The organism is Psychrobacter sp. T6-4 (genome assembly GCF_052258425.1).
Taxonomy (GTDB): domain Bacteria; phylum Pseudomonadota; class Gammaproteobacteria; order Pseudomonadales; family Moraxellaceae; genus Psychrobacter.
The window spans coordinates 72,359-95,831 of the sequence record NZ_JBQQEZ010000013.1 but is presented as its reverse complement, the minus strand read 5'-3'; the positions used below and the strand labels follow the sequence as shown (position 1 = coordinate 95,831).

Annotated in this window: 21 protein-coding genes; 1 reads left to right on the top strand and 20 read right to left on the bottom strand. The window is 43.6% G+C overall.

Annotated elements, in window-relative coordinates; translation table 11 throughout:
• Nucleotides 1-43 precede the first annotated feature (43 nt).
• Nucleotides 44-751 (bottom strand): NAD-dependent epimerase/dehydratase family protein, encoded by a 708-nt coding sequence (locus tag ACTXGE_RS10240; RefSeq protein ID WP_443541485.1) that lies wholly within the window; start codon nucleotides 749-751, stop codon nucleotides 44-46.
• A gap of 559 nt (nucleotides 752-1,310) precedes the next feature.
• Here ACTXGE_RS10240 and rpsT point away from each other — a divergent pair.
• The gene (gene rpsT, locus ACTXGE_RS10235) at nucleotides 1,311-1,577 is read left to right on the top strand and encodes a 30S ribosomal protein S20 (protein WP_317199734.1); all 267 of its coding nucleotides are present in this window, start codon (nucleotides 1,311-1,313) and stop codon (nucleotides 1,575-1,577) included.
• A gap of 128 nt (nucleotides 1,578-1,705) precedes the next feature.
• Here the strand turns inward: rpsT and ACTXGE_RS10230 are convergent, their stop codons facing one another.
• From ACTXGE_RS10230 to ACTXGE_RS10140, 19 genes are all read right to left on the bottom strand, one after another.
• Nucleotides 1,706-2,443: a histidine phosphatase family protein gene (locus tag ACTXGE_RS10230; protein ID WP_435951024.1), complete on the bottom strand. Its 738-nt coding sequence runs from the start codon at nucleotides 2,441-2,443 to the stop codon at nucleotides 1,706-1,708.
• 218 nt (nucleotides 2,444-2,661) lie between these two features.
• Complete coding sequence (locus tag ACTXGE_RS10225) at nucleotides 2,662-3,462, bottom strand: metallophosphoesterase (RefSeq protein ID WP_443541484.1); 801 nt, start codon at nucleotides 3,460-3,462, stop codon at nucleotides 2,662-2,664.
• A 205-nt stretch (nucleotides 3,463-3,667) separates the two neighbouring features.
• Entirely contained in the window at nucleotides 3,668-4,369 is a 702-nt protein-coding gene (gene pyrF / locus ACTXGE_RS10220; RefSeq protein WP_435950711.1) for an orotidine-5'-phosphate decarboxylase, read from the bottom strand.
• A 38-nt stretch (nucleotides 4,370-4,407) separates the two neighbouring features.
• The gene (locus ACTXGE_RS10215) at nucleotides 4,408-4,809 is read right to left on the bottom strand and encodes a LapA family protein (RefSeq protein WP_435950709.1); all 402 of its coding nucleotides are present in this window, start codon (nucleotides 4,807-4,809) and stop codon (nucleotides 4,408-4,410) included.
• A gap of 167 nt (nucleotides 4,810-4,976) precedes the next feature.
• Nucleotides 4,977-5,279: an integration host factor subunit beta gene (locus tag ACTXGE_RS10210; RefSeq protein WP_317199729.1), complete on the bottom strand. Its 303-nt coding sequence runs from the start codon at nucleotides 5,277-5,279 to the stop codon at nucleotides 4,977-4,979.
• A gap of 235 nt (nucleotides 5,280-5,514) precedes the next feature.
• A complete protein-coding gene (gene rpsA / locus ACTXGE_RS10205) occupies nucleotides 5,515-7,203 on the bottom strand; it encodes a 30S ribosomal protein S1 (protein WP_317199728.1) in 1,689 nt (562 codons plus the stop codon).
• Nucleotides 7,204-7,480: 277 nt separating this feature from the next.
• Nucleotides 7,481-8,227: a (d)CMP kinase gene (gene cmk, locus ACTXGE_RS10200; protein ID WP_443541483.1), complete on the bottom strand. Its 747-nt coding sequence runs from the start codon at nucleotides 8,225-8,227 to the stop codon at nucleotides 7,481-7,483.
• Between the two features lie 110 nt (nucleotides 8,228-8,337).
• Nucleotides 8,338-8,889, bottom strand: a complete 552-nt coding sequence (tadA, locus tag ACTXGE_RS10195) for a tRNA adenosine(34) deaminase TadA (RefSeq protein WP_443541482.1) — start codon at nucleotides 8,887-8,889, stop codon at nucleotides 8,338-8,340.
• Nucleotides 8,889-9,653 (bottom strand): uracil-DNA glycosylase, encoded by a 765-nt coding sequence (locus tag ACTXGE_RS10190; RefSeq protein ID WP_317199725.1) that lies wholly within the window; start codon nucleotides 9,651-9,653, stop codon nucleotides 8,889-8,891. The genes tadA and ACTXGE_RS10190 overlap by 1 nt, the downstream gene beginning before the upstream one ends.
• Before the next feature lie 143 nt (nucleotides 9,654-9,796).
• Nucleotides 9,797-12,334 carry an ATP-dependent Clp protease ATP-binding subunit ClpA gene (gene clpA, locus ACTXGE_RS10185; protein WP_317199724.1) on the bottom strand — a complete coding sequence of 846 codons (2,538 nt, stop codon included), beginning with the start codon at nucleotides 12,332-12,334 and terminating at the stop codon, nucleotides 9,797-9,799.
• A 650-nt stretch (nucleotides 12,335-12,984) separates the two neighbouring features.
• Nucleotides 12,985-13,392 (bottom strand): ATP-dependent Clp protease adaptor ClpS, encoded by a 408-nt coding sequence (locus ACTXGE_RS10180; protein ID WP_317199723.1) that lies wholly within the window; start codon nucleotides 13,390-13,392, stop codon nucleotides 12,985-12,987.
• A 53-nt stretch (nucleotides 13,393-13,445) separates the two neighbouring features.
• The gene (locus tag ACTXGE_RS10175; RefSeq protein ID WP_435950699.1) at nucleotides 13,446-14,201 is read right to left on the bottom strand and encodes a hypothetical protein; all 756 of its coding nucleotides are present in this window, start codon (nucleotides 14,199-14,201) and stop codon (nucleotides 13,446-13,448) included.
• Nucleotides 14,202-14,478: 277 nt separating this feature from the next.
• On the bottom strand, nucleotides 14,479-15,546 hold the full coding sequence (gene argC, locus ACTXGE_RS10170) for an N-acetyl-gamma-glutamyl-phosphate reductase (protein WP_443541481.1): 1,068 nt from the start codon (nucleotides 15,544-15,546) through the stop codon (nucleotides 14,479-14,481).
• 94 nt (nucleotides 15,547-15,640) lie between these two features.
• Complete coding sequence (gene hemE, locus ACTXGE_RS10165) at nucleotides 15,641-16,774, bottom strand: uroporphyrinogen decarboxylase (RefSeq protein WP_443541480.1); 1,134 nt, start codon at nucleotides 16,772-16,774, stop codon at nucleotides 15,641-15,643.
• Nucleotides 16,775-16,860: 86 nt separating this feature from the next.
• Nucleotides 16,861-18,033 carry a glutamate 5-kinase gene (proB, locus tag ACTXGE_RS10160; RefSeq protein ID WP_317199719.1) on the bottom strand — a complete coding sequence of 391 codons (1,173 nt, stop codon included), beginning with the start codon at nucleotides 18,031-18,033 and terminating at the stop codon, nucleotides 16,861-16,863.
• 80 nt (nucleotides 18,034-18,113) lie between these two features.
• Nucleotides 18,114-19,325 (bottom strand): Obg family GTPase CgtA, encoded by a 1,212-nt coding sequence (gene cgtA / locus ACTXGE_RS10155; RefSeq protein ID WP_443541479.1) that lies wholly within the window; start codon nucleotides 19,323-19,325, stop codon nucleotides 18,114-18,116.
• Nucleotides 19,326-19,530: 205 nt separating this feature from the next.
• A complete protein-coding gene (locus ACTXGE_RS10150) occupies nucleotides 19,531-20,976 on the bottom strand; it encodes a glyceraldehyde-3-phosphate dehydrogenase (protein ID WP_443541478.1) in 1,446 nt (481 codons plus the stop codon).
• 273 nt (nucleotides 20,977-21,249) lie between these two features.
• Complete coding sequence (locus ACTXGE_RS10145) at nucleotides 21,250-22,371, bottom strand: lipocalin family protein (protein WP_443541477.1); 1,122 nt, start codon at nucleotides 22,369-22,371, stop codon at nucleotides 21,250-21,252.
• Between the two features lie 495 nt (nucleotides 22,372-22,866).
• A complete protein-coding gene (locus ACTXGE_RS10140) occupies nucleotides 22,867-23,328 on the bottom strand; it encodes a (deoxy)nucleoside triphosphate pyrophosphohydrolase (protein ID WP_443541476.1) in 462 nt (153 codons plus the stop codon).
• Nucleotides 23,329-23,473: the final 145 nt, after the last annotated feature.

The window sequence follows — 23,473 nt, the reverse complement described above, 5'->3', positions numbered from 1 at the left end:
TGTTAATTTAATTATAGTGCTTAGGCTATTTATTGATACTCATTTAAGATTTAACTCGTGTCATTGAGAGCATGGCTTTGTTTTCAATAATCGTCGTCTTAGGAGCGTCTTTAGTATGATAATCTCTAAATTTGCGCCGCTCATATATCTCTTGCGCGCTCATCGTCATCGCGTTGGCCACCCGCTTGGCTGATATAGGATGCAGAGGCAGAGACTCAGATACCAAAGGCGATATCAGACCAAATACTGTTTGGCTAATACTTTCTAAAGGACGACCTTTGTGCTTGCCAAGCAGCAATGAGGGGCGAAAAATAACCAGCTCTGTAAAGCCAAGAGCACTGATGGAATGCTCAGTCTCACCCTTGACTCGATTATATAAAAATCGGCTGTCGACATCAGCATTCATTGATGATAGTAAAAAGAAGTTCTCGACGCCTTTATCCAAGCAAAGCTGCGCAAAACAGACGTTGTAATCATGATCGACCTTATGAAAAGCTTCATCACTGCCCGCCTGTTTTTTGGTAGTGCCAAGGCAGCTAAAAGCATCCGTCGTTTTGTCAACGCCAACACTGGCAAAAACCTCACTTAAATTATCAAAATCATTGACCTGATAAAAATGCATACTGGCATTGATGTAACGCGGCGGACGCCGTGCAATGACGATGAGCTTGTCGTACAACTCACTAAGCTGCTTAACTAGATGCTGTCCAACCAGCCCAGTTGCCCCTATTATAATGGCTTTTCGCTGCATACTTTATCCAACTTTATTGTATTTGTATGATTAAAACTTAATTCTTACTAAAGTAGCCGCTACTACTAAATCGATCTCATATAAAAAACCAAACTTTGTATGTTCTACAAATTAAAACTAGGTTCTTTGACCTGCAGTAAATACAAAATAGCTTCTAATGTAACAATACCTACTAAGGCAATAATACCTAATAAAGTAATAATACCTAAGTTAGCGGATAACTGATGCCGTTATATTCATTATATTGTAAGAGATTTTGTCTATAACGCCCTAATACTTGCTGAATGATTGCTGCAAATGTATGTAAGGTACTACTCGCAAGTCATCTTTACCCAATAGCGTGCAAATATATTGTTCTAAGCGCAATAATTTGTTAAGATAACCGGCTTTACACGTCAAGGCTGTCTAATTATTCCAGATGTCTTTGACGTTTTAGATGACCTATTTATTTGGCATCGACATCATGTTTGATGAGACGGCTGCTCGTCAATGATGACAACCAAATCCATAATCGCAATCGACATTCATTTTTTATCTGTCTTTTACCAAGGAGATACGCGTGGCTAATACTGCACAAGCTCGTAAACGCGCTCGTCAAAACACCAAACGTCGCCAACATTCAGCATCACAGCGCTCAATGGTTCGTACTTATCTAAAACGCATTGATGCTGCTATCGAAGCTAAAGATTATGATGCTGCTACCGAAGCTTACAAGCAAGCGGTACCTGTTCTTGATCGTATGGCTGACAAAGGTATCATTCATAAGAACAAAGCGGCTCGTCGTAAGAGTCGTTTGAACAAGACTATCAAAGGCCTGCAAGCTTAAGAATAGCTCTGTTTAGAGCATTTTATTACGACTCATGTAAAATAAAATGCTCAATAAAAAACCTTGTCTTTGCGACAAGGTTTTTTTGTGGCTCTTAGTTGATCGTTTATGGTCAGTAGCGGCTTTCTTTAGCGCCAGGTGACATCTGGCGGTAGCAGTAGCTTATCTTGAGAGAATCCTGAGGTTGAATAACTCTCCAGTAAACTAATAATAGAGCGACTATAAATCTCCCCGCGCCAAACAAAATGCGCATGAGCCTTGTCAAAGGGCGCATCATCGAACCACAAAAACACCCCTTCCATCATCTTGGGCCAATCATTCCAGTCAATCTCATTCATATCTAGCATGACTGCTAAAAATGCTGATAGTAGTGTGTCATGACTCACAGCCAGCATCAGGTGACCTTCTTTCGGCTGATGCTGATAAAACAGCGACAAGATATCCAGCCCGCCTTGATAAGCGTTTTTGGTGCCTTGTAGACTGCCTTGCAAAAATCGATTGATAAAGTTTAAAACGCCCACTTCTTTGAACACTTTACTTGCGATCTCAGGCTGGGTCACTAGGCTGCCTGGCTCAACGAGCAAGGATTGATGGATAATACTACGCTGCAGCCCTGCACCCTCTTGCATCAGCTGCGCGGTATCAATGCAGCGCCCGATAGGACTTGAGATACTATCAACATCAAGTGAGTACGGGAGATGACTATCAAGCCAGCGACCCCATGACTTTGCAAGCACGCGGCCTTTGGGCGTCAAGGGCAACTGATCACTAGCAAATCCATTGCCATCAGAGCGCGCACGCAGTGAGTGACGAGTAAACAGTATCAAACGCTTATCTTTGGGTAATAGGCTGACCGAGGACATCATACTATCAGGCAGATGTGAAGGCGCAGGCGTGCTTGGCTTATAAACATCCCTATCGGCAGCTGTAAGATCGGACTTAATATTATCGTAACTTTTATTCATGGTTATAAGCCTAGCAAATTTGCGCGCTAATGTGGAAATTTAGATTTTAAGTGAATAAATAAATACTTACCATTAAGCTAACTCACCTATAATCAGCCATTTCAGTTATAGCACCTTTATCAAGAGCCTATGTCGATAACCCTATCCCAAGCAAAAGCTATCGCGGTACTGCTCACCTCATTAGGATAAGCGCGGGGATTGACGATAACTCGAGTATTATTGATACGATAATCAAACGCTTCATGCGTGTGTCCATGTACCCAAAGTACAGGCGCCCATGGCTCATACATCCAAGCCGACAGGTTACTGACAAATGCAGCATTACTCGGCAGGGTTGCATATTTTTCAGACACAGATAAGGGACTAATACTATGATGGCTCATCACTACAGCCTTCTTGCCCAGCTCTTTGGCGTCTATCAACGCCTGACGTAACCATGCGCGATGCTCGCCATGTATCTGCATAGACAGCTCTGGCGAGAACATTTCATTACCTGCATAAATCTGCTTATAGTCACGCATAAAGCGCTTCGCCACTTCCATAGTATCGCCATTGGCTTGATACTGATAGTCAGTCCACAGCGTACAGCCAAGCAAACGCACATCGCCAATATCGATATGTTGACACTGCAAAAAACGCACGCCCTGCTGCGTGTCTACATCGAAGTTGTCCCAAGTGGCAAGCTTATGGTCAAAATGCAATATGTCCTCACCAAAGTACTCATGATTGCCTGCCACTGTGATCACAGGTACGCCTAGGAGGCGAGCTTGTTCTTGTAGCCACGGCATACCGCTATCACTATTGGCAGTATCCCCTGCCACCAATACAATATCAGCATCCGTTTTCGGAATTTGCCCTAATGTGTGCAACTGACGAGCATAGCTGTCTATATGTAAATCACTTACGATTTGTAGTTTCATGGAATTCATCAGTAGTAGAAGGTACGACAAGCGCAGGGCTTGCTGGTTTTGCGTTGGTTTGGCTAGTTTAGCATCGATTGACTCTGCGACAAAAAATAAAAAGACAACTAAAAAGTTGTCTTTTTGTCAGAGTAACATTTTGGTTTTGAAAGTACCGCTTAATTTTAATGGATAGTTAAAGCACAAATAGTTAAAGCATAGATAGTCAAAGCGTTGCTAAAATCTTTTGGAGCTTAGCAGTAGGATTTTGATCTTGGGTGATTGATCTCCCAATCACGAGATAGTCTGATCCATCACTTAACGCTTGATACGGGGTACAAATGCGTTTTTGATCATCCGCATTGTCATCAGCTAAGCGTATACCGGGCGTTATTAGTTTAAAGCTGCTAGCACACTGACCTCTTAGAGCTTTGGCCTCTTTTGCAGAACAGACCACTCCGTCCAAGCCAGCTTGCTCTGTTAAGGCAGCTAAACGATTAACTTGTGCATCCAAGCTATCATTGATACCAATTTGAGTCAGATTGTCTTGGCTCATTGAGGTCAATACCGTCACAGCTATCAGTAGAGTATCAAAACCCCCGTCCAACAAACGCTGTTTGGATAATGACATCGCATCAAAACCTGAACTGGCATGAACGTTCACCATCCAAACGCCAAGCTCGGCAGCAGCTAGTACTGCTTGCGCAGTAGTATTAGGAATATCATGAAACTTCAAATCTAAAAAAACCTCAAATCCGCGCTGATGCAATGCTTGTACAACAGCAGGACCTGAGCGCGTAAACAGCTCTTTGCCTACTTTTAATCGGCATAGACTAGGATCTAGCTGATCAGCTAATGCCAGCGCGGCCTCTAAAGTATTGTTGTCTAGGGCGACGATAATTGGCGAACGAGTTACATCATTAGTCATAATTGGACCATTTGGTTTAATCACTGCTTTGAGTCTATTTAGTCACGTCTTTGCTTACTCAGCTTAGTTGTGTCTTTGACTTGGCTTGTATTAACGCTAGTGTTTGCTGTCGTACCATAAACGGCTTCGTCGATTGTTGGAGCATTTGCCTGACGATCAATCACTACGTTGGCCTGAGTCAGCTGCTCTTGCAGTTTTTTATTCTCTTTTTGCAGACGGGAGATTTCCCATTTGTTCTGAAATACTCTAAATATTAGCAAGGCTAGGAGCAAGCCTATCACCACGCCAAGGGTCAGGCAGATAATCAGTAATAGCCCTAGATTCATTGCAGGTGCTTGCGAGAACAAGAGATTAACTTCGATGTCAGTGTTGTTGACAAGCACTAAGCCCAAGGCATAAGCAAAGCTCAAAAACAAGAGTACAAACAGTATAAAGCGCATCAGATATACCTTAATTTACGAATACAAAATAGTTAGAGGACAGTAAACCATAGACATCAAAAACTTGACGTCAAAAATTTGTAAATGTTATCGAATCTATTTATCAGTCATCGTGTTCATCTGCTATCGTGACAACCAGCTACTAAGATTGAGTAAATAAATACGCTTTAGTTCGCTACGGTATCGTTTACCGCTTCACGTAGCGCCTTACCCGGTTTAAAATGCGGAATGGCTTTTGCCGGTACTGGCACACTCTCTCCAGTCTTAGGATTACGTCCTGTGCGCGCACGGCGATGATGGAGACAAAAGCTGCCAAACCCGCGTACCTCTACTCGCCCATCATTGGCTAGGGTGTCTACCATGAGGTCTAAGATTTCTCTGACTGCTTCGTCAACGACGGTATCATCAATAGTGTCGCAATCCGCGCTTAGATTGCTGATAAATTCGGATTTATTAATTGCTTGTTGCATTATGACGCTTGCCTTATAAATGAATGACAATGGTTATCTTATATACCTATAAAATATCATTGGTAAATCAATCATACTCTGAGCATGATTCTTACTAGTTTACATTTCGTTACCCAATAACTCAGATGATAACGGAAATCGGTGCAAATAGAAATAAGAGTTTGTTTTTAAGCAGAAACTTAATCGCAAAAAAAGCGACCGAAGTCGCTTTTTTTGTTATATAAATTAGTGATATTTACTGCATTTGCTCTTTGATCAAATCACCAATGGTTTTTGGCTGCGCATCAGTTCCTGAAGCTGCTGTGGTACCTGTACTACCAAGATCTTTGATCGCTTGACGCTCTTCAGCTTCATCTTTTGCTTTGATTGACAAGCTGATGTTACGAGTCTTACGATCAACACTGATGATTTTAGCTTCAACATCATCACCAACGCTTAAGTGCTTAGTTGCATCTTCAACGCGGTCACGCTGAATCTCTGAGGCACGTAGGTAAGCTTCCACTTCATCAGCAAGCTCAATCGTTGCGCCTTTAGCATCAACGTCTTTTACTTTACCATTAACGATAGCGCCGCGATCATTGTTGACCAGGTACTCGTTGAATGGATCAGAGCTTAACTGCTTCACGCCAAGGCTAATACGATTGGCTTCTGAATCTACAGACAATACCATCGCTTCCACGGTGTCGCCTTTATTGTAGTTACGGATAGCGTCTTCGCCAGTCTCGTTCCAAGAGATGTCTGATAAGTGAACCAGACCATCGATACCGCCGTCTAGACCGATAAAGATACCAAAGTCAGTGATTGACTTGATCGTACCCGTGATTTTATCACCGCGCTCATGCTTCTTATCGAACTCATCCCATGGATTAGCTAGTGTCTGCTTGATACCTAGGCTAATGCGGCGACGCTCTTCGTCGATATCGAGAATCATGACGTTAACTTCGTCACCCACTTGTACCACTTTTGATGGGTGGATGTTTTTGTTGGTATGATCCATCTCTGATACGTGTACTAGGCCTTCGATGCCCTCAGAGATCTCAGCAAAACAACCGTAATCTGTCAAGTTGGTTACGCGAGCTTTGACTACACTACCCACTGGGTAAGTGCCACCAACGTTATCCCAAGGATCAGTACCTAATTGTTTGAGACCTAGGCTTACGCGATTGCGCTCACGGTCAAACTTCAATACTTTAACCTTTAGGTCTTGACCCACTTCAACGACTTCTGATGGGTGCTTGATACGGCGCCATGCCATGTCAGTGATGTGCAAGAGACCATCAATTCCACCAAGATCAACGAACGCACCGTAATCAGTCAGGTTCTTGACGATACCTTCGATCTCAATACCTTCTTCTAACTTGTTGAGTAGCTCTTCGCGCTCAGCTGAATTTTCAGCTTCCATAACTGCACGGCGGCTAACCACAACGTTGTTACGTTTTTGATCAAGTTTGATAACTTTAAATTCCAGCTCTTTACCTTCAAGATGCGTCGTATCGCGGATAGGACGGACATCTACTAATGAGCCTGGCAAGAACGCGCGTACTGAGCCGATATCTACAGTAAAACCGCCTTTAACTTTGCTTGAGATAATACCTTTTACAATCTCATCATTGTCAGAGATTTTTTCAAGGAAATTCCAAGTTTCAACACGCTTAGCTTTTTCACGTGACAGTAAGGTTTGACCCATACCGTTGTCAACAGCTTCAACCACAACATCAACATTGTCGCCAACTTCAACTTCAAGTTCGCCTTCTTCGCTTAAAAACTCTTCACGAGCGACGATACCCTCAGATTTTAGACCCGTATCAACAGTGATCCAGTCGTTATCGATGGCAACAACAGCACCTGTGATGACCGAGCCACGCTCGATATCCAGACCCGTCTCTTCGATGCTCGCTTCAAATAGTTCAGCAAATGATTCCATTATGTCTACCTTTGTATAGCCGTATCCTGTCCAGCACAGTACGGATCAAATTTATGAATATACAAAACGAGATACTGGTTTTATATCTTGTACACTCATATAAAAAAACAATGATTGCTAATAAGCTTAAATAAAATCACTAGCAATCATTGACTCGTTACTTATGTCTAAATCACTTATGTCTAAAATAGTCAGCTACTCAAAATAATTAGAATCGCTTCCTACAATTTTATACTAAAAGCGCGCAAGTAGATATTTTTTATTATAAACAAATTTATTAAAAACAAATACCTTGCGTCTGACAATGCGCTTTTATTTGCTGATAAACCTCATCAGCATTTAGGTTAGAGCTATCAATATACAATGCATCTGTAGCAGGCTTTGATGGTGATGCCTCACGGTTCTCATCACGCTCATCACGTGCTTTAATCGTTGCTAAAATAGCCTCAAAATCTGCAGGTTGCCCAGAGGCATTCAATTGAGCAACGCGGCGCTTAGCGCGAGATTCAGCACTAGCACTCAAAAATATCTTGGCGTCCGCATTAGGAAATACCACCGTACCCATATCGCGTCCGTCGGCTACTAGTCCTGAGCGCGTTGCCATATCTTGCTGCAATGCTAGTAACGCCTTGCGCACTGAGGGAAATACTGCCACTTGCGAAGCGTAGCCGCCTACCGTTTCATTGCGAACTTTTTGCCCGACTATATTGCCATTAACGACGATATCGATGCAGACAGATTCATGATTAAGCTCAAATGCAATGTGCAAGTTTTGCGTCAATGCTAGTAGCGCCGCCTCATCTATAATTTGGCTGCCATCTGGATGAATCAATCCTGCTTCAAAGGCCTTTAGACCGACAATGCGGTACAAAGCACCAGAGTCTAACAATTGATAGTCTAAGTCCTTTGCTAAACGCCACGCCGCTGTACCCTTACCCGCGCCGCTTGGTCCATCAATACAGATAACAGGATAACGATGCGGTATCTGTATACTGTCATTTGTCACGGACTTAGCGTCAGTCATAGTGCTCACTTAGTAAAGGAACTTTTAGATAAGGGACTTTCAAATAGGGCAATATTATAGCAAAAATCTGTAGCAATCACTAGTACAAGCATTATTATCTTGTTACTCAGTTAACGCCTTTTTAGCTCTTTTGATGCTTGCCTGCGAGCGCGAAAAAAGCGCTTGAGTAACTCGCTACTTTGCGTTTCATGTAAGCCGCTTAACGTTTGAATACGGTGGTTATAAAAAGGCTGCTCAGATAAATTCATTTGACTCCCTACCATGCCAGCACGCGGTTCACTTGCGGCGTAGATGAGTCTATCCACACGCGCGTGAATAAGTGCGCCAATACACATGGTACAAGGCTCAAGAGTGACATAAAGCGTTGTATGAGGTGGCAGGCGATAGTTTTGTAGATGTAAGCAAGCACTCCTCAACGCGACTATCTCAGCGTGAGCAGTGGCATCGCAGCGTCCAATAGGCTCGTTGAACCCTCGTCCGATACTCTGATTATCGCGTACCAGTATTGCCCCTACTGGCACCTCACCTTTACTTGCACCAATCTTGGCCAGCTCAAGCGCCTGTGTCATCCATCTGACATCATTGAGATGCCAAAATTTGTGTTCAGATATATTCTGTACAACTGCTTTCAGTGGTTGCAGACTATAGTTAGTACTGACCATTATTGCGGCAATTGCCAATCAATAGGGGTCTGTCCATGTTGCACTAGATACTCATTGGTTTTAGAAAATGGCTTTGAGCCAAAGAATCCACCACGGTTAGCCGCCAATGGTGAGGGATGCACTGCAGTCAAAATCAGATGCTTGTCTGTATTAATGTACTTACCTTTTTTCTGAGCTTTGCTGCCCCACAGAATAAAAACCGTATGCTCGGTATGCTCGTTGACCGCATCAATCACCGCATCAGTAAATGGCTCCCAACCTTCATTTTGGTGACTATTAGGCTCGCCTTCTCTAACTGTTAATGAGCTATTAAGCAAAAGCACGCCCTGCTGCGCCCAGTAGGTTAGATCGCCATGTTTTGACGGACTCAAACCGATATCATCTGCCATCTCTTTTAGAACATTATTTAGTGAAGGCGGTTTTGGAATCGTTTTGGGTACAGAAAATGATAGCCCCATTGCTTGTCCTGGGCGGTGGTAAGGGTCTTGACCTAAGATTACCACTTTGACTTTGGATAACGGCGTAAGATTAAAAGCGTTGAACATCAAAGGTGCTGGCGGATAAATGCTATCACCCGATTGATAAGCTTGCTTTAAAAACTCCCGAAGCTCATCCATGTTGTCAGAGGTCAGCTCATCCTCTAATGCCACTTTCCAGTCCTCAGGCAGGCGCACCTTATCTAAAATCTCTTTTTTTTCGGCGGCACTTTTACTCGAAAGGCTTTTGCTAGAAGGACTATCTAAAGGCTCATCAAATAAGTTCATTATTATTTATCCTATTATTGTCTAAATTCTGCTCGTTTAAAGAATGATAGCAAAAACATTTAAAGTATTTCGTTATAAAATTTAACCAAAAAAAACGGCTACCCTAGTCTAAGCGGTAGCCGTTTGTCTTAACACCCCATCAATTAGCTGGCTACAGATTCAGAATCTGAGCGCGGCTCATGGGTCTCAACAACCGTTAGTATAATACGACTGTCAGATGAACCTTTATCTGAATGAGTAGCATCCTTGTCAAGCTTGATACTATCATCATCTGTCGAATCGATATCTTCAGGCTCTAAGCTTAATTGAACCACTCCACCGTTGACCAAGTCACCGAACAAAATCATGCTCGCTAGTGGCTTTTTGATCTCATCTTGGATCAAGCGCTGCATAGGACGTGCGCCCATGAGACGATCGTAGCCTTTCTGCGCTAAGTAATCGCGAACCTCGTCATCAATCTCTAAGGTCACTTGCTTGTCATCAAGCTGCGCTTGTAATTCAACCAAGAACTTATCAACGACTGAGACGACGACTGAGGTATCAAGCGCATTGAACTGGATAATAGCGTCCAAACGGTTACGGAACTCTGGCGTAAAGACGCGCTTTAGAGCTTCGTTGTTATCGCGGCTATGATCTTGCTGCGTAAAGCCCATAGACGAGCGACTAATACTATCAGCGCCAACGTTAGTCGTCATAATAACGATAACTTGTTTAAAGATAGCAACGCGGCCATTATTATCCGTCAAGGTACCGTGATCCATGACTTGTAAGAGCAAGTTAAAGACATCAGGATGCGCTTTTTCGATCTCATCAAGCAGTAATACGCAATGCGGATGCTGATTGATCTTTTCAGTGAGCAGGCCACCTTGATCAAATCCGACATACCCTGGAGGCGCACCAATTAAGCGTGAAGCGGTGTGCGCTTCCATATACTCACTCATATCAAAGCGCACCAGCTCAACCCCTAACAAATTAGCAAGCTGGCGTGACACTTCGGTCTTACCGACACCTGTAGGACCTGCAAACATGAACGAACCTATGGGTTTGTCCGGGGCTTTTAGACCTGCACGTGACAGTTTAATTGCATCAGCAAGCGTGGCAATCGCTTCATCTTGACCAAACACAAGACGCTTGAGATCGCGATCTAGATGCTCAAGGATGCTCTTATCATCGCTCGATACAGATTTTGGCGGAATACGGGCAAGCTTAGCTACGATAGCTTCGATATCAGAGACATCGATTTTCATCGGAGGCTTTTTGCTCGTTGCCGACTGCAAATCATCGAGAGTAATGGACTTAGCATCTGCTATTGCCGCATCTGCCTCATCTTTCATCTCATTATCGATATCTAGATCGATCTCGCTAATGGGATCATCAAAATCCTTTTCTAAATCAGCGATAAAGCTCTCTTCAGCTTTGATATCCTCAGCATCAGGGATGACGCCTAAACGTTTATACGCGCCGGCCTCATCGATAACATCAATCGCCTTGTCTGGCAAAAAACGCTCATGTATATGCTTGGAGGATAATTCAACAGCAGTCACTAAAGCCTCATCAGTGTACTCAACATTATGAAACTCTTCATAGCGCGGTTTTAAACCCCGTAGAATATCAATGGTGTCGTTTACGCTTGGCTCTTTGACATCAATTTTTTGAAAACGACGTGACAGCGCATGATCTTTCTCAAATACCTGACGGTATTCAGTAAAGGTCGTAGAACCGATACAGCGCAGCTCACCGTTAGCCAGTGCAGGCTTAATAAGGTTAGACACGTCCATATTGCTACTCATCGACGAACCTGCTCCGATGATCATATGCACCTCATCAATGAACAAGATAGCATTTGGCTTTTTCTTTAGCGCATCAAGAAGTGACTTCATACGTTTTTCAAAATCGCCACGATACTTAGTACCTGCAATCAAAGAGCCAATATCTAAACTATAAATCACGCAGCCATTGAGTGGCTTTGGTGCTTTATCATTGATAATTAACCACGCAAGACCCTCAGCGATAGAGGTTTTACCTACACCTGGCTCACCGACCAATAAAGGGTTGTTTTTGCGGCGGCGACAAAGCACTTGTGCGGCGCGTTCAATCTCTGAGGCGCGGCCGATAAGAGGATCAGTCTTGCCCTCAGCTGCACGCTGGTTGAGATTGGTTGCAAACTCAACTAATGGATCTTTACTAGTCTTTTCAGAGGGGCTACGGCGCTCGCCACTCATAGAGGCACGCGGCTCTGCAGGCTCATCTTTATCCTGACCATGCGATAGATACTGCGTGAGCTCAAGACGGCTGATGCCTTGCTTTTTAAGTAAATAGACGGCGTAAGTATCATGCTCTGAGAACATAGACACTAGTATATCGGAACCTTCAACCAAGCGACCACCGCCGATTGACTGCACATGGAATATCGCGCGCTGCAAAATACGATCAAAGCTTTGCGTCGGTTGCGGCGATTGCTCCATATCCACGTCTACGGTTGGCGTATGCTTATTGATATAGGCTTCAAGCTCACTACGTAGCGTGGTCACGTTGGCATTACAAGCGGTTAGCGTATTAGCAGCATGAGTATTCTCAAGTAGGGCCAATAGCAAATGCTCGACTGTGAGATACTCGTGCGATTTTTGCCGCGCAAGTGTCATTGCCAAACGTAGGGATACTTCTAAATGACGACTTAACATAAGGACTTCCTAAGGTTATACCTATCTTATAATTGATAGCTTAATGAATGACTTAGTTAGTAAATTAGGGCGAGAATGAGATTGTTCAAGAGCATTTACTCTATTAGCTTACTCTATTAATAACCAGTATCGCTTATTACCACTGTGCACTAAGTATCAGTTTTGTGGCTGTTGTTGCAGCGAGGGTTTGTAGACTTATTCATGTCGGCTTATATTCATATCAACATGATAAACACGGATAGTCAATCCACTAATACGTACTAAAATGTATCAGTATCTATAGCAATTATGACAGGACGCCTTCTAAAACGATGACTTCGTTGAGATTTATGATAACAATGCAGGATAAATAGGATAAGAGCGTGCTAGATAACTTCGTTATAGGTAAGTGCTACAACCAGTGGGTAGATGTTTTATATAGGGGTGATCAAAAATTAATCAAGAGGAATAATCCAAGACTCATTGTGAGACAATCATTGCCTAGCATTGCCTAAGATAGTACAGACTAAATTTGTACCGTAAGCTTTAGATGACAAAAACATTATGCTGAGCCTTTTGTTGAACTTCGTTCTCAACTTAAGGTTACTTGAAAAGTTAGGTGAGTTGCTAAGAGCTTATGTTGCTAAGGGCTAATAAAGTAATAAAGCGAGTTACTCTCCTTGATGCGGCTCTATCTGCGTCAATAAAGGATAGCCTTCTCTATGCGCTAAGCTATTGACCTTTTTGGCTTTGGTCTCTGCGATGTCTTTTGGGTAAATACCAGCAATACCTTTGCTAGTATTGTGAATGGACAACATTATCGCAACCGCTGAATCCATACTATGACGAAATTCAGATTGCAGCACATAGACCACAAACTCCATAGGCGTGTAGTTGTCATTATACATGACGACCGCATACATAGGCGGTTTGGCGACCTCTGGCTCAGCGACCAAAACATCCGCTTGCGGCGAGGTCTCATTTTCAAGGTCATCATCTTGAGCGCGGTGAACAGGTGCACTTGGAAAGTGCCAGTCAGCCGCAATAGAATCGGTGTAAGTGTAGGGTTTTTTAATCATAATTAGAATACAAACATAAGGTAAAAAGAAGGAGAGAATAGTATAGTAAACAACTACTCAGATTCAATAGGACTTTCATCAAGCTCCTGTAAGTCCATAAGTGACAGCGGCATATCATCAACCATAGCCCCTAAATCCCAATCATAGAGCTGGACGGCTTCTTGATTGCCCGACTTCAAAGTCAGCTTAGCCTGCAAAGGCTTAAAACGTTCTGGCATCACAAAGCGTCCACGAATACGCTCAATGCCTTTGACACTATAACGCGTAGGCTCTAATGGCACCTCTACAAAATCATCATCATTGAGCAAGGTTAGCGAGACTAAGACAGACTTCGCTGTGCCCTCAGCACTGAGCATCCCGATATCAAAACCATACTCAAAAGCATTCTCTGGTAGCGGTTCTATTTTTGCACCAAGCACTTGCAGTGGCATACCGCCGTTGTCTGCGATGACATCTGAGTACAAATCGTTAAGCTGGGTGACTTGAGCATTTTCAATATTAAGCTCGCGCTGAGTACGGCGCAGCTCATCTAAATTAGCAAGACTGATTTCAAGCTCTTGCTTGGCAGTGGCGACTTGATTAGCTAATACCTTTTGGGTAACGCGCAGATCTTCTAACTCTTGAGAGGTCTGTTTGCCATTGACAGCAGCTTTGTCAGTCTCAGCCTTTATTGAATGGTAGCCGCTTTGATAGCCAAGCTTGTGACCAAATACTGAGCCGACAATAGCTGTAACAAGTATCGCCGCCACAAACAATGCCAGTAACCAAGTTGATGCCCCAGTCTGGCTGACGCTTATACGAGTAAGCATATGACTATTTGTATCAGTCCGATCGCTAATAGCAGCCTGATAAAAAGAGGATAGTTTGAGCATAAAATCGTGTGATAAGGGAGCCTGACATGATGGACATGTGGGCTGTGAGCACAAACGCTTGGCAGTCTTAACACGCATCTATAGGGAATCTCTTATCAGTAGGAGCGATGTATTATAGCGGAATTCATAATCAATACCTAGCACTGTCCATACGAATGACTCATTGGATATACCGAGTCAAATATCCAAATTTGACTCAGTATATAAGTATAAATTAAGGCACGATAGGAGCAAAATTAAGCCCTAATGACTCATCAAGCCCAAACATGACGTTCATGTTTTGTACCGCTTGCCCTGATGCGCCTTTCACTAAATTATCTTGTACCACCAATACTGTCAGATCCCGGCGCTCATTGTCTTGATGAATGGCGATACGCAGGCGATTGCTAGCGCGTACACTACGCGTATCAGGATGCATACCTGTTGGCAATACATCTATAAAGCTCTCTTGAGCATAGCTGGTCTCAAATTGCTCTTGCCAGTCGATACCCTTGCCCGCCTCTGTAAGCTCCATATGAATAGAGCTGAACATACCGCGTATCATCGGTATCAGATGCGGTAAAAAACGAATACGATGCGTAAACTGGCTGTTCAATAATTGGGAAACGCCTTGCTCAATCTCTGGTAAATGCCTGTGACCCTCAACGCTATAGGCTTTAAAATTGTCAGTCGTTTCAGCGTAGTTAAGCGCCAGTTTCGCTTGCCTGCCTGCACCAGAGACGCCAGATTTGGCATCAATAACGATACGCGCATCGATAAGCGGTTGGTTTTGCTTATTTTGCATCTCTATAATAGGCTTTAGACCCAATATTGCTGTTGTCGGATAGCAGCCTGGATTTCCAACGACTAAAGCCTTGGCTAATTTGTCACGGTTAACCTCAGGCAGACCATAAACGGCCGTTTTAAGTAGCTCAGGACAAGCATGGGTTTGCTGGTACCACTGCTCAAAATCAGGTAAAGATTGCAGGCGAAAATCAGCCGCTAAGTCGATGACTTTAACGCCCGCTTGCGTGAGCGCTTCAGCTTGCCTCATAGCTACGCCGTGAGGGGTAGCAAAGAACACCACATCACACTGCTGCAAAGCAGACAGCGTATCATCGCCCAAATCACTAAAGACTAAGTCTGTAATACCGCGCAAGCTAGGAAATACCTCATCAGCGCGCAGGCCTGCTTCGCTGCGTGAAGTCAATAAATCAATAGATACTTTAGGATGAGCGGAGAGCAAGCGAATAAGTTCAATACCCGTATAGCCTGTGCCGCCAACGATAGCTGCTGAGATCATAATGTATCCTTTTGTCCTTTGAACTTATGACTTTAAATATCTACCTAAGTGCTAAAAAAGCGTCAAATCTTACAAGTCTTGAATCTTACAAGTCTTAAATTTTGTAGTCATGTACCGCATCGATAAAGACTTTGGCATGATCAGGGTTGACCCACTGAGTGATACCGTGACCTAAATTTGCAATATAGCCCGTCTTGTTACCACTTGCGTAGGCGCTATCAAGCATAAACTTGACTTCATCACGGATCTTTTGCGGTGAAGCATACAAAGTTGAGGGATCTAAGTTGCCTTGAATGGCCTTGCTACCTTGGATCTTTTTATAGTGCTTGGTCAGTTGGCGCTGGCTCTCTGTAAGCACCTGACGCGCGCGATCTAGTGGCATCGTCCAATCAAGCCCTAAGACGTCTGCCTCACTATCAGCTTGAACATCTAGCCACAGACCGCCGCCTTTGGTAAATAGAACTACCGGAATATCTGGATGACGCAACTTGAGCTCTGAGACAATGCGCTTGTTGTAAAAGTGCGAAAATTCAATAAATTGACGATGACCCAGCGCCCCGCCCCAACTGTCGAATATCTGTACAATCTGCGCGCCTGCAACGATTTGTGCATCTAAATAATCTGTGACCGCAGTGGCGAGTTTGTCTAGTAACGCATGTAGCAGCTCCGGCTGACTATAGAGCATGCCTTTGGTATAGCGGTAGTCTTTTGAGCTGCCACCCTCAATCATATAAGTGGCAAGCGTCCATGGACTACCTGAGAACCCAAACAAAGGGACTTGACCATTTAATGCATGACGAATGCTAGTCACTGCGCGCATGACATAATCGAGCGAGTCATTAACATCGAGTACAGGCAAGTTATCGACATCGGCTTGAGTGCGAACTTGACGCTCAAACTTTGGCCCCTCACCCGTCTCAAAGTACAGGCCAAGCCCCATCGCATCAGGAATGGTCAAGATGTCACTGAACAAAATAGCTGCGTCCAAATCAAAACGGCGCAGCGGCTGCAAAGTGACTTCAGTTGCTCGGTCAGTGTCCTTGCATAGACTCATAAAGTCGCCAGCCTCGGCGCGAGTCGCCTTGTACTCTGGTAGATAGCGTCCTGCTTGACGCATCATCCATACTGGCGTCGTATCTATAGATTCAAAACGCAGCGCCCGTAGCAACCTGTCGTTTTTTAGTGGCGCAAAGTCATGATTAGGTGAAACGTGATCTGAGGCGCTCATGCGCAAATCTCCAAGATGATTTATTGTCATTATAAAATAAAGGATGAGTAAGCAAAGTCATATCAAGTAAAGCTACAGCAAGCAAATCACATGGACAGTGCCAGATTGTCACGATGTACCATAACGACGCGCTCTTCGCTACTACCCAAGATTCTATCGAACTGCTCGGTACGTTCGCGAGCGACGCGCCGCGCCTCATTGGATGAAAAGTTCACTTGTCCAACCGCTATGCGCTCGCCAGTATCTTGATGAATAATCTCGACAACATCGCCTTCATCAAAACCGCCTTGTACCTCTACTACGCCAACAGGCAATAAGCTACGGTTATGTTGCGTTAACGCTTTGGCAGCGCCGTCATCGATAATCAGGCTGCCTGACATACGCAGATGGGCAGCAATCCACTGCTTGCGCGCGATAATTTTATCCGCCTCGTTAGTCGTAAGTAGTGTGCCTATCGCCTCGCCAGATACCACGCGAGTAATGACGTTTTCGATCGCGCCGCTAACGATAACCGTTGGACAACCGCCCATAGCCGCCAAACGACCCGCTCGGATCTTGGTCAACATACCGCCGCGCCCAAGCTTGCCACCATCACCTGCAATATCAAACAAGTAATCTGCCATAGCACGCTCTTGGCGGATCATCTTGGCATTGGGATTATTACGCGGATTGTCCGTAAACACCCCTTCTTGATCAGTCAAAATAATATAAAGATCGGCATTAATCATAGCCGCTGACATAGCACCTAAAGTATCATTATCACCAAATTTGATCTCGTCTACAGTGATAGTATCGTTCTCATTGATAACTGGCAGCACGCGCCACTCAAGCAGCTGCGTCAGCGCTCCTGTCGTATTAAGATAACGGCGACGATTAGAGAGATCATCATGAGTTAATAATAATTGTGAGCTCTGTACGCCGTGTTGAATGAGCGCTGACCACCAAGTTTCGATCAGACCCATTTGACCGATAGAGGCACAAGCTTGCAGAGCGGCTAGCTTCTTTGGACGCTCCTCCAAATTCATCCGTACCACGCCCTCAGCAACCGCGCCTGAGGACACCAGCAGTACTTCGGTGCCTTGATTGTGCAGTTTTGCGATCTGTTTTGCCCACTCATATATAGCAGTTCGATCAAGTCCGCGTCCGTTATTGGTTAATAACGAGGAGCCAATCTTGACAATCACGCGCTTGATATTGAAGTTGCGAGTTTGCTGAATAAATCTTGCTTCCTCAGACGTGTTCTGGTTGTCAACTGCCATAAAAACTCCTATGTATTTATAAGTGAGTATCGGTTTGTTCGTATAATATATCGGTTTATGTGCGTAATAGTGTACTGGTATCAAGGCACGTAAACGACTTCAACATCGTAATCATCGTCATCGTCATTACTATTATCAGCATCTATGCCCTCGCGCTGTGCTTTACGAGCTGCGCGGTAAGCTTCGCGCTGCGCTTCGGTATTGCGGCGTACTTCAGCCTCTAAGCGCTCAAAGCGCTCTTTTTGCGCTTCAGCGAATATCGGATCTTCTAACTCGCGTTCACGTTCACGCTCAATCTCATTCATCAAGTGATATTTGACCGCGTCAACGCCCTCACCTGTCAATGTTGAGGTGCGAAACACAATACCCGTCCAGCCAAGCTCTGCCACGATGTGCGTACATAGCTCATTAAGCTCGCTCTCATCAACCACTTGATCTATCTTGTTTAAAACCAAAATTTGCGGCAAATTAGCCAGCTCTGGCGAGAAGCGCTCAAGCTCAGTGAGAATAACTCTAGCGTTTTGCACCGGATCACTACCATCGATGGGCTTGATATCTACTAAATGCAATAATCGGCGCGTACGTGCAACATGTTTTAAGAAGCGAATGCCAAGGCCTGCGCCCTCTGATGCGCCCTCGATCAATCCTGGAATATCTGCCATCACAAATGAGCGATGACGACCGATATCGACCACTCCCAAATTAGGCACTAACGTGGTAAAGGGATAATCTGCAACCTTTGGCGTGGCCGCTGAGACTTGGCGGATAAAGGTGGACTTGCCTGCGTTTGGCAGTCCTACTAAGCCGACATCAGCGACAACTTTCAGCTCAAACTTTAATACCTTAAGTTCGCCTTCAAACCCTGATGTGGCCTTGCGCGGTGCTTGATTGGTTGAGCTTTTAAAGTGGGTATTACCCAAACCGCCATCACCACCTTTAGCAACTAGTATCTTTTGATCAATCTCAATGAGATCACCGATAACTTCATCGGTTTCGGTATCGATAATAGTGGTACCAATAGGGACAGGCAACAGTACATCATCAGAGCCTTTGCCTGAACAGTTACGGCTATGACCATTCTCGCCGCGCATTGCATCATAACGGCGAGTATAACGATAATCAACTAAGGTATTAGTATTATCAGCGGCGATGACATAAATATCGCCGCCACTGCCGCCATCACCGCCATCAGGACCGCCGCGTGGCACATATTTTTCACGTCGAAAACTGGCGATTCCGTTACCACCGTCACCTGCTTTTACCGTTACGACGGCTTCATCAATAAATCGCATTTTTCAATCCTTATGGTACATATGAGTGGCTAGGCCAAATTACTACTGAGCTTAAGTTGTCATAAAAGCTAAATTGCCACCGCGTGTTTTTATCATGCTATTTATAACATACTCAAGGCTAAAACAAACTCAGCTTTATAACAATAACATCCGATAATCAATCAGACTATCGGATGCTTAAACTTTAACTAACTAGGGGTTTGATTTATGCAGGTATATGATTGTAGCTAATACCTGCCATTTGCGTCGCTAAGCGCAATACTTGCGTGCTATAACCGACTTCATTGTCATACCAGATATAAACGGTAGCATGGTTGTCAGTGACGATAGTCGCTTGCGCATCCAAAATACCAACGTGAGTGGTACCGACGAAGTCTGTTGACACCGCTTCAGTTGAATCAGTATATGCGATTTGCGATTGCCAAGTACTGCTATTGGCCATTTTACGCATGTAGGCGTTGAGCGCGTCAGCGTCTTTTGGTGCCGTTTTAAGATTTAGGTTCAATATCGCAAGGCTTACGTTTGGCGTGGGTACACGAATGGCATTACCTGTAAGCTTACCGCTAAGCTCAGGCAAGGCTTTGCCCACTGCTTTGGCAGCGCCTGTGCTCGTCATAACCATATTAAGTACTGCACTACGACCACGGCGATCAGCTTTGTGATAGTTATCAATCAGGTTTTGGTCATTGGTAAAGGAGTGAATAGTCTCTACGTGACCGTTTTCAATACCGTACTCATCATGCAATACCTTTAAAGACGGTGTAATGGCATTGGTGGTACAGCTTGCAGCACTCACAATGGTGTCATCACCGATAGTATCGTTATTGACGCCGTATACGACATTTTTAATCTCGCCGCCAGCAGGCGCAGTCAGTAGGACTTTTTGTACGCCTTTAGAGGCTAAATGCTTACCCAGGCCCGCCTCATCCTTCCATTTACCTGTATTGTCAATCACGATCGCATTATCGATACCATAAGTGGTGTAATCGATCTCGCTTGGATCATTGGCATAGATGACTTGCACAAAACGGCCATTGATGATGATGCCGTTGTTAGCCTCATCAACACTAATAGCGCCTGAGAATCCGCCGTGAATAGAGTCGCGCTCTAATAGCGAAGCACGCTTGGCTAAATCGCCCGCTGCTGCAGGACGCACTACAATTGCTTTTAGCTGTAGACCCTTGCTACTGGAAGCTTGCGACAATAATAAGCGCGTTAGGATACGACCGATACGACCAAAGCCGTATAAAACGACATCAGTGGCTTCGTTTTTAACGCTTGCAACGGACGTTAGCGATGCTAATGCAGAGGCAGCATCATTGTTGTTGGTAATCAATTGACCGACATCAATGCGTACGGTTTGAACGCTATCGTTTGCGGCAATCTCTTTGACCATTGCCAAAGTATCAGCGATATCGATAGGCTTTGAGTCTGCGCCGCGAGTGCCAGCTTTTTGATGCAAGGCCAATATACTACCAACAGAACCTGCGTCTAAGGTTTCCCCGAACAAAGTGATCTGCACGTCTTGCTCATTATAGAGCTTATTCAATAAGCCCATAAGCTCAATGGCTTGTTGCTCTTGATGGTTGTAATGGTTTAGGCGATCTTGATGTAGTTGGCGTAAGGTATCGGCTTGGCTCACGAGAAACATCCTTATGGTCAGTAAATTGAGAAATAATATTTAAAAGAAGATAAAACAAATGCGGCAACTATGACGACTGCTAATATAGAAATTACGGTTAGGGTCTTTTGAATGAGACGATTTTAGCCTAAAACGCCTTATTTTGCCAGTTATAACCGAACTACTGGGTTTTATACTGCGATATACAAGAGGCAAAGACAGCTACTAAAGTTGCTGTCTTTTTAATGCTAGTTTTAAATAAAGCAAGTGCCTACTTTTATAAACTATCATGGGCACAATAAGTTAAGGGACAAGATTTACCGTTTGATTGCTCTGCGGCGTCAAAGTGAACTCTTTTAAATCATAGCCTTGCTGCTGCGCAATCTGACGATACTTGGAGTATGTTTGCTGTGAGATATTGGGCGTTCGAGCCAATAGCCACAGATTGCTCTTATCAGGGGTACCTACCAAGGCAGTTTGATAGTTGTCATCGCGCGCTAATACCCAATAGTCTCCGCGACCGACAGGCAACCAGCGAATCCATGACGGTAAAAAAGTCACCTTTAATTTACTGCCCGTTTCATCAACTGGCATAGCGAGACCTTCGCTGCTGATAATAGTGCTATTTTCTCCACTACATTCATTGAGCACAGTGATGTCTGAGCTACCAGCCTGATCAGTATAAGTTGCGGTCACATTACCAATGCAGTTACGCTGAAAAAACAGCGGCATCCGTCCTATCTCATACCATTTACCGCTATATTTTTTGAGATCAACCTTATCTACGGTTGTCGGCGTATCTGCTGACTGATAGATGATATCGCTAGGTGTTACGGACAGTACTGGTGACTTTGAGCTTTCATTTGCTGTATTAACAGTTGTCACAGGGGCAGCATAAGCGGAGATCGCAGCTAGCGGAATGATAATCACTAAAGCAATCACCGTATGCTTAATAAGTCCGTTCATAAATATCCTTTCTGATACCTGAGGTATTGGTTTTTGACGATCTGCATTGGTATATGTTTTGTTGTCATAATGACTGTCTTGTTCGTTTTTTACAGCATAGTTATTTATGTGCTTATTTGTCGAATAATCTATCGGTACGTGTTTATTAGGTACATACTTACTATCATTTTGGTATTGCGTACTAGCTATAGAATGATTTTGCGCAAGATAGAGATTTGAACCCATGCGTTCTGATTGTAAGTCATTAGCGGCAAACGAGAGATCTTTAGATTTGTAAATTGAGTTGTCGCTTTTGTAGCTGTCATCTTTATGACTAATGGTTTTGTAATCATCGTCATTACTTGCACCAGAGTACCGACCATCATCGTTTTGATAGTCATACTGATCATCGTTTTGTGACTTGGAACTCGGTGTTTGCAAGTCAGCCCATTTTGACTGGAGTGAGTCGTTAGTTGCCATGAAAATACCTTTATAATGAGTATGTAAACTCATGAATACTTTAAACCTTGATACATCATCTAATTTTTACACTGTTAAAAAAATCGTTTAAGTTAAAGTTCTAGTATCTGTGATTGCTTTAGGTGCCAGTAATAAGACGCATTTATCATACTTTGATACTTACCGTTTATTTAACTTATCGTTTATTTGCCAGTCATTACCTACTAGTTATTCTCTACTAGCTTTTTTAAATTATGACAGTATGATAGGGACATCGGCCTATGAACTGTAGTGCTGCTATGTAGGAAAACGCAACGGTTTGTAAATAATATATTAACGTATAGCGTGTTAGATACGCCGTCTAAACGCTTAAACTACTAGACTTGTAAGCACATCTACTTTTATTTCATTCTTTATTATTAAACAACGCTTTATCGACTTTAAGTAATTGGCATATTACTAATGTGTCTGCGCTTATTCACTTGTAACTTTCTATTGGTTTATGCTTTATATAAATTAAATATTTATACCGCGTAGCCAAGTTAATATTTGTTTATTGGCAGCTGGCAGTGGATAGTCTGTACCTAAGAGCTGATCTTTTGTTACCCAAGATAATAGCTGACCCTCTAAACCTGTTTTTTGATTCTTATGCTGAGCATACTGAGCCGCTGTCAGCGTAATGGTATAAGCATGCAAAATTACCTGCTTATCAGCGTAATCATGAGTAATAAGGCCCATTTTCATCATCGTATTTTGACTGATATCGATACCTACCTCTTCGCCAACTTCTCGCACTAATGCAGCTTTCGCTGTCTCATCTACCTCTATCTTGCCACCGACAAACTCATAAAGATTGCCTTGGTGCTGCTTAGAATGACGATAGCCAAGTAAATACCAGTTTTGATAATAAATGACGGCAATAGCGACATTTATGGAGTTATGAGCAGTGCTCTTAGGCTTAAGCGAGGGTTCAGTCATTTTTTGTCCTTTTAACCGTTAGAGTCTACGACAAGGTGGTAAATAAAATAATAGCCAAAATCAGTACTTGCAATAGCTTAAATTATAAATGATAATCATTATCGTTAGTAAAAAACTTTAGTAATGATTCATAGCGCCATCAATA

Bases quoted from the DNA above. Each gene is read 5' to 3' on its own strand.
- ACTXGE_RS10240 (WP_443541485.1), bottom strand. From the start codon at position 751: ATGCAGCGAAAAGCCATTATAATAGGGGCAACTGGGCTGGTTGGACAG.
- ACTXGE_RS10230 (WP_435951024.1), bottom strand. From the start codon at position 2,443: ATGATGTCCTCGGTCAGCCTATTACCCAAAGATAAGCGTTTGATACTG.
- ACTXGE_RS10225 (WP_443541484.1), bottom strand. From the start codon at position 3,462: ATGAAACTACAAATCGTAAGTGATTTACATATAGACAGCTATGCTCGT.
- pyrF (WP_435950711.1), bottom strand. From the start codon at position 4,369: ATGACTAATGATGTAACTCGTTCGCCAATTATCGTCGCCCTAGACAAC.
- ACTXGE_RS10215 (WP_435950709.1), bottom strand. From the start codon at position 4,809: ATGCGCTTTATACTGTTTGTACTCTTGTTTTTGAGCTTTGCTTATGCC.
- ACTXGE_RS10210 (WP_317199729.1), bottom strand. From the start codon at position 5,279: ATGCAACAAGCAATTAATAAATCCGAATTTATCAGCAATCTAAGCGCG.
- rpsA (WP_317199728.1), bottom strand. From the start codon at position 7,203: ATGGAATCATTTGCTGAACTATTTGAAGCGAGCATCGAAGAGACGGGT.
- cmk (WP_443541483.1), bottom strand. From the start codon at position 8,227: ATGACTGACGCTAAGTCCGTGACAAATGACAGTATACAGATACCGCAT.
- tadA (WP_443541482.1), bottom strand. From the start codon at position 8,889: ATGGTCAGTACTAACTATAGTCTGCAACCACTGAAAGCAGTTGTACAG.
- ACTXGE_RS10190 (WP_317199725.1), bottom strand. From the start codon at position 9,653: ATGAACTTATTTGATGAGCCTTTAGATAGTCCTTCTAGCAAAAGCCTT.
- clpA (WP_317199724.1), bottom strand. From the start codon at position 12,334: ATGTTAAGTCGTCATTTAGAAGTATCCCTACGTTTGGCAATGACACTT.
- ACTXGE_RS10180 (WP_317199723.1), bottom strand. From the start codon at position 13,392: ATGATTAAAAAACCCTACACTTACACCGATTCTATTGCGGCTGACTGG.
- ACTXGE_RS10175 (WP_435950699.1), bottom strand. From the start codon at position 14,201: ATGCTTACTCGTATAAGCGTCAGCCAGACTGGGGCATCAACTTGGTTA.
- argC (WP_443541481.1), bottom strand. From the start codon at position 15,546: ATGATCTCAGCAGCTATCGTTGGCGGCACAGGCTATACGGGTATTGAA.
- hemE (WP_443541480.1), bottom strand. From the start codon at position 16,774: ATGAGCGCCTCAGATCACGTTTCACCTAATCATGACTTTGCGCCACTA.
- proB (WP_317199719.1), bottom strand. From the start codon at position 18,033: ATGGCAGTTGACAACCAGAACACGTCTGAGGAAGCAAGATTTATTCAG.
- cgtA (WP_443541479.1), bottom strand. From the start codon at position 19,325: ATGCGATTTATTGATGAAGCCGTCGTAACGGTAAAAGCAGGTGACGGT.
- ACTXGE_RS10150 (WP_443541478.1), bottom strand. From the start codon at position 20,976: ATGTTTCTCGTGAGCCAAGCCGATACCTTACGCCAACTACATCAAGAT.
- ACTXGE_RS10145 (WP_443541477.1), bottom strand. From the start codon at position 22,371: ATGGCAACTAACGACTCACTCCAGTCAAAATGGGCTGACTTGCAAACA.
- ACTXGE_RS10140 (WP_443541476.1), bottom strand. From the start codon at position 23,328: ATGACTGAACCCTCGCTTAAGCCTAAGAGCACTGCTCATAACTCCATA.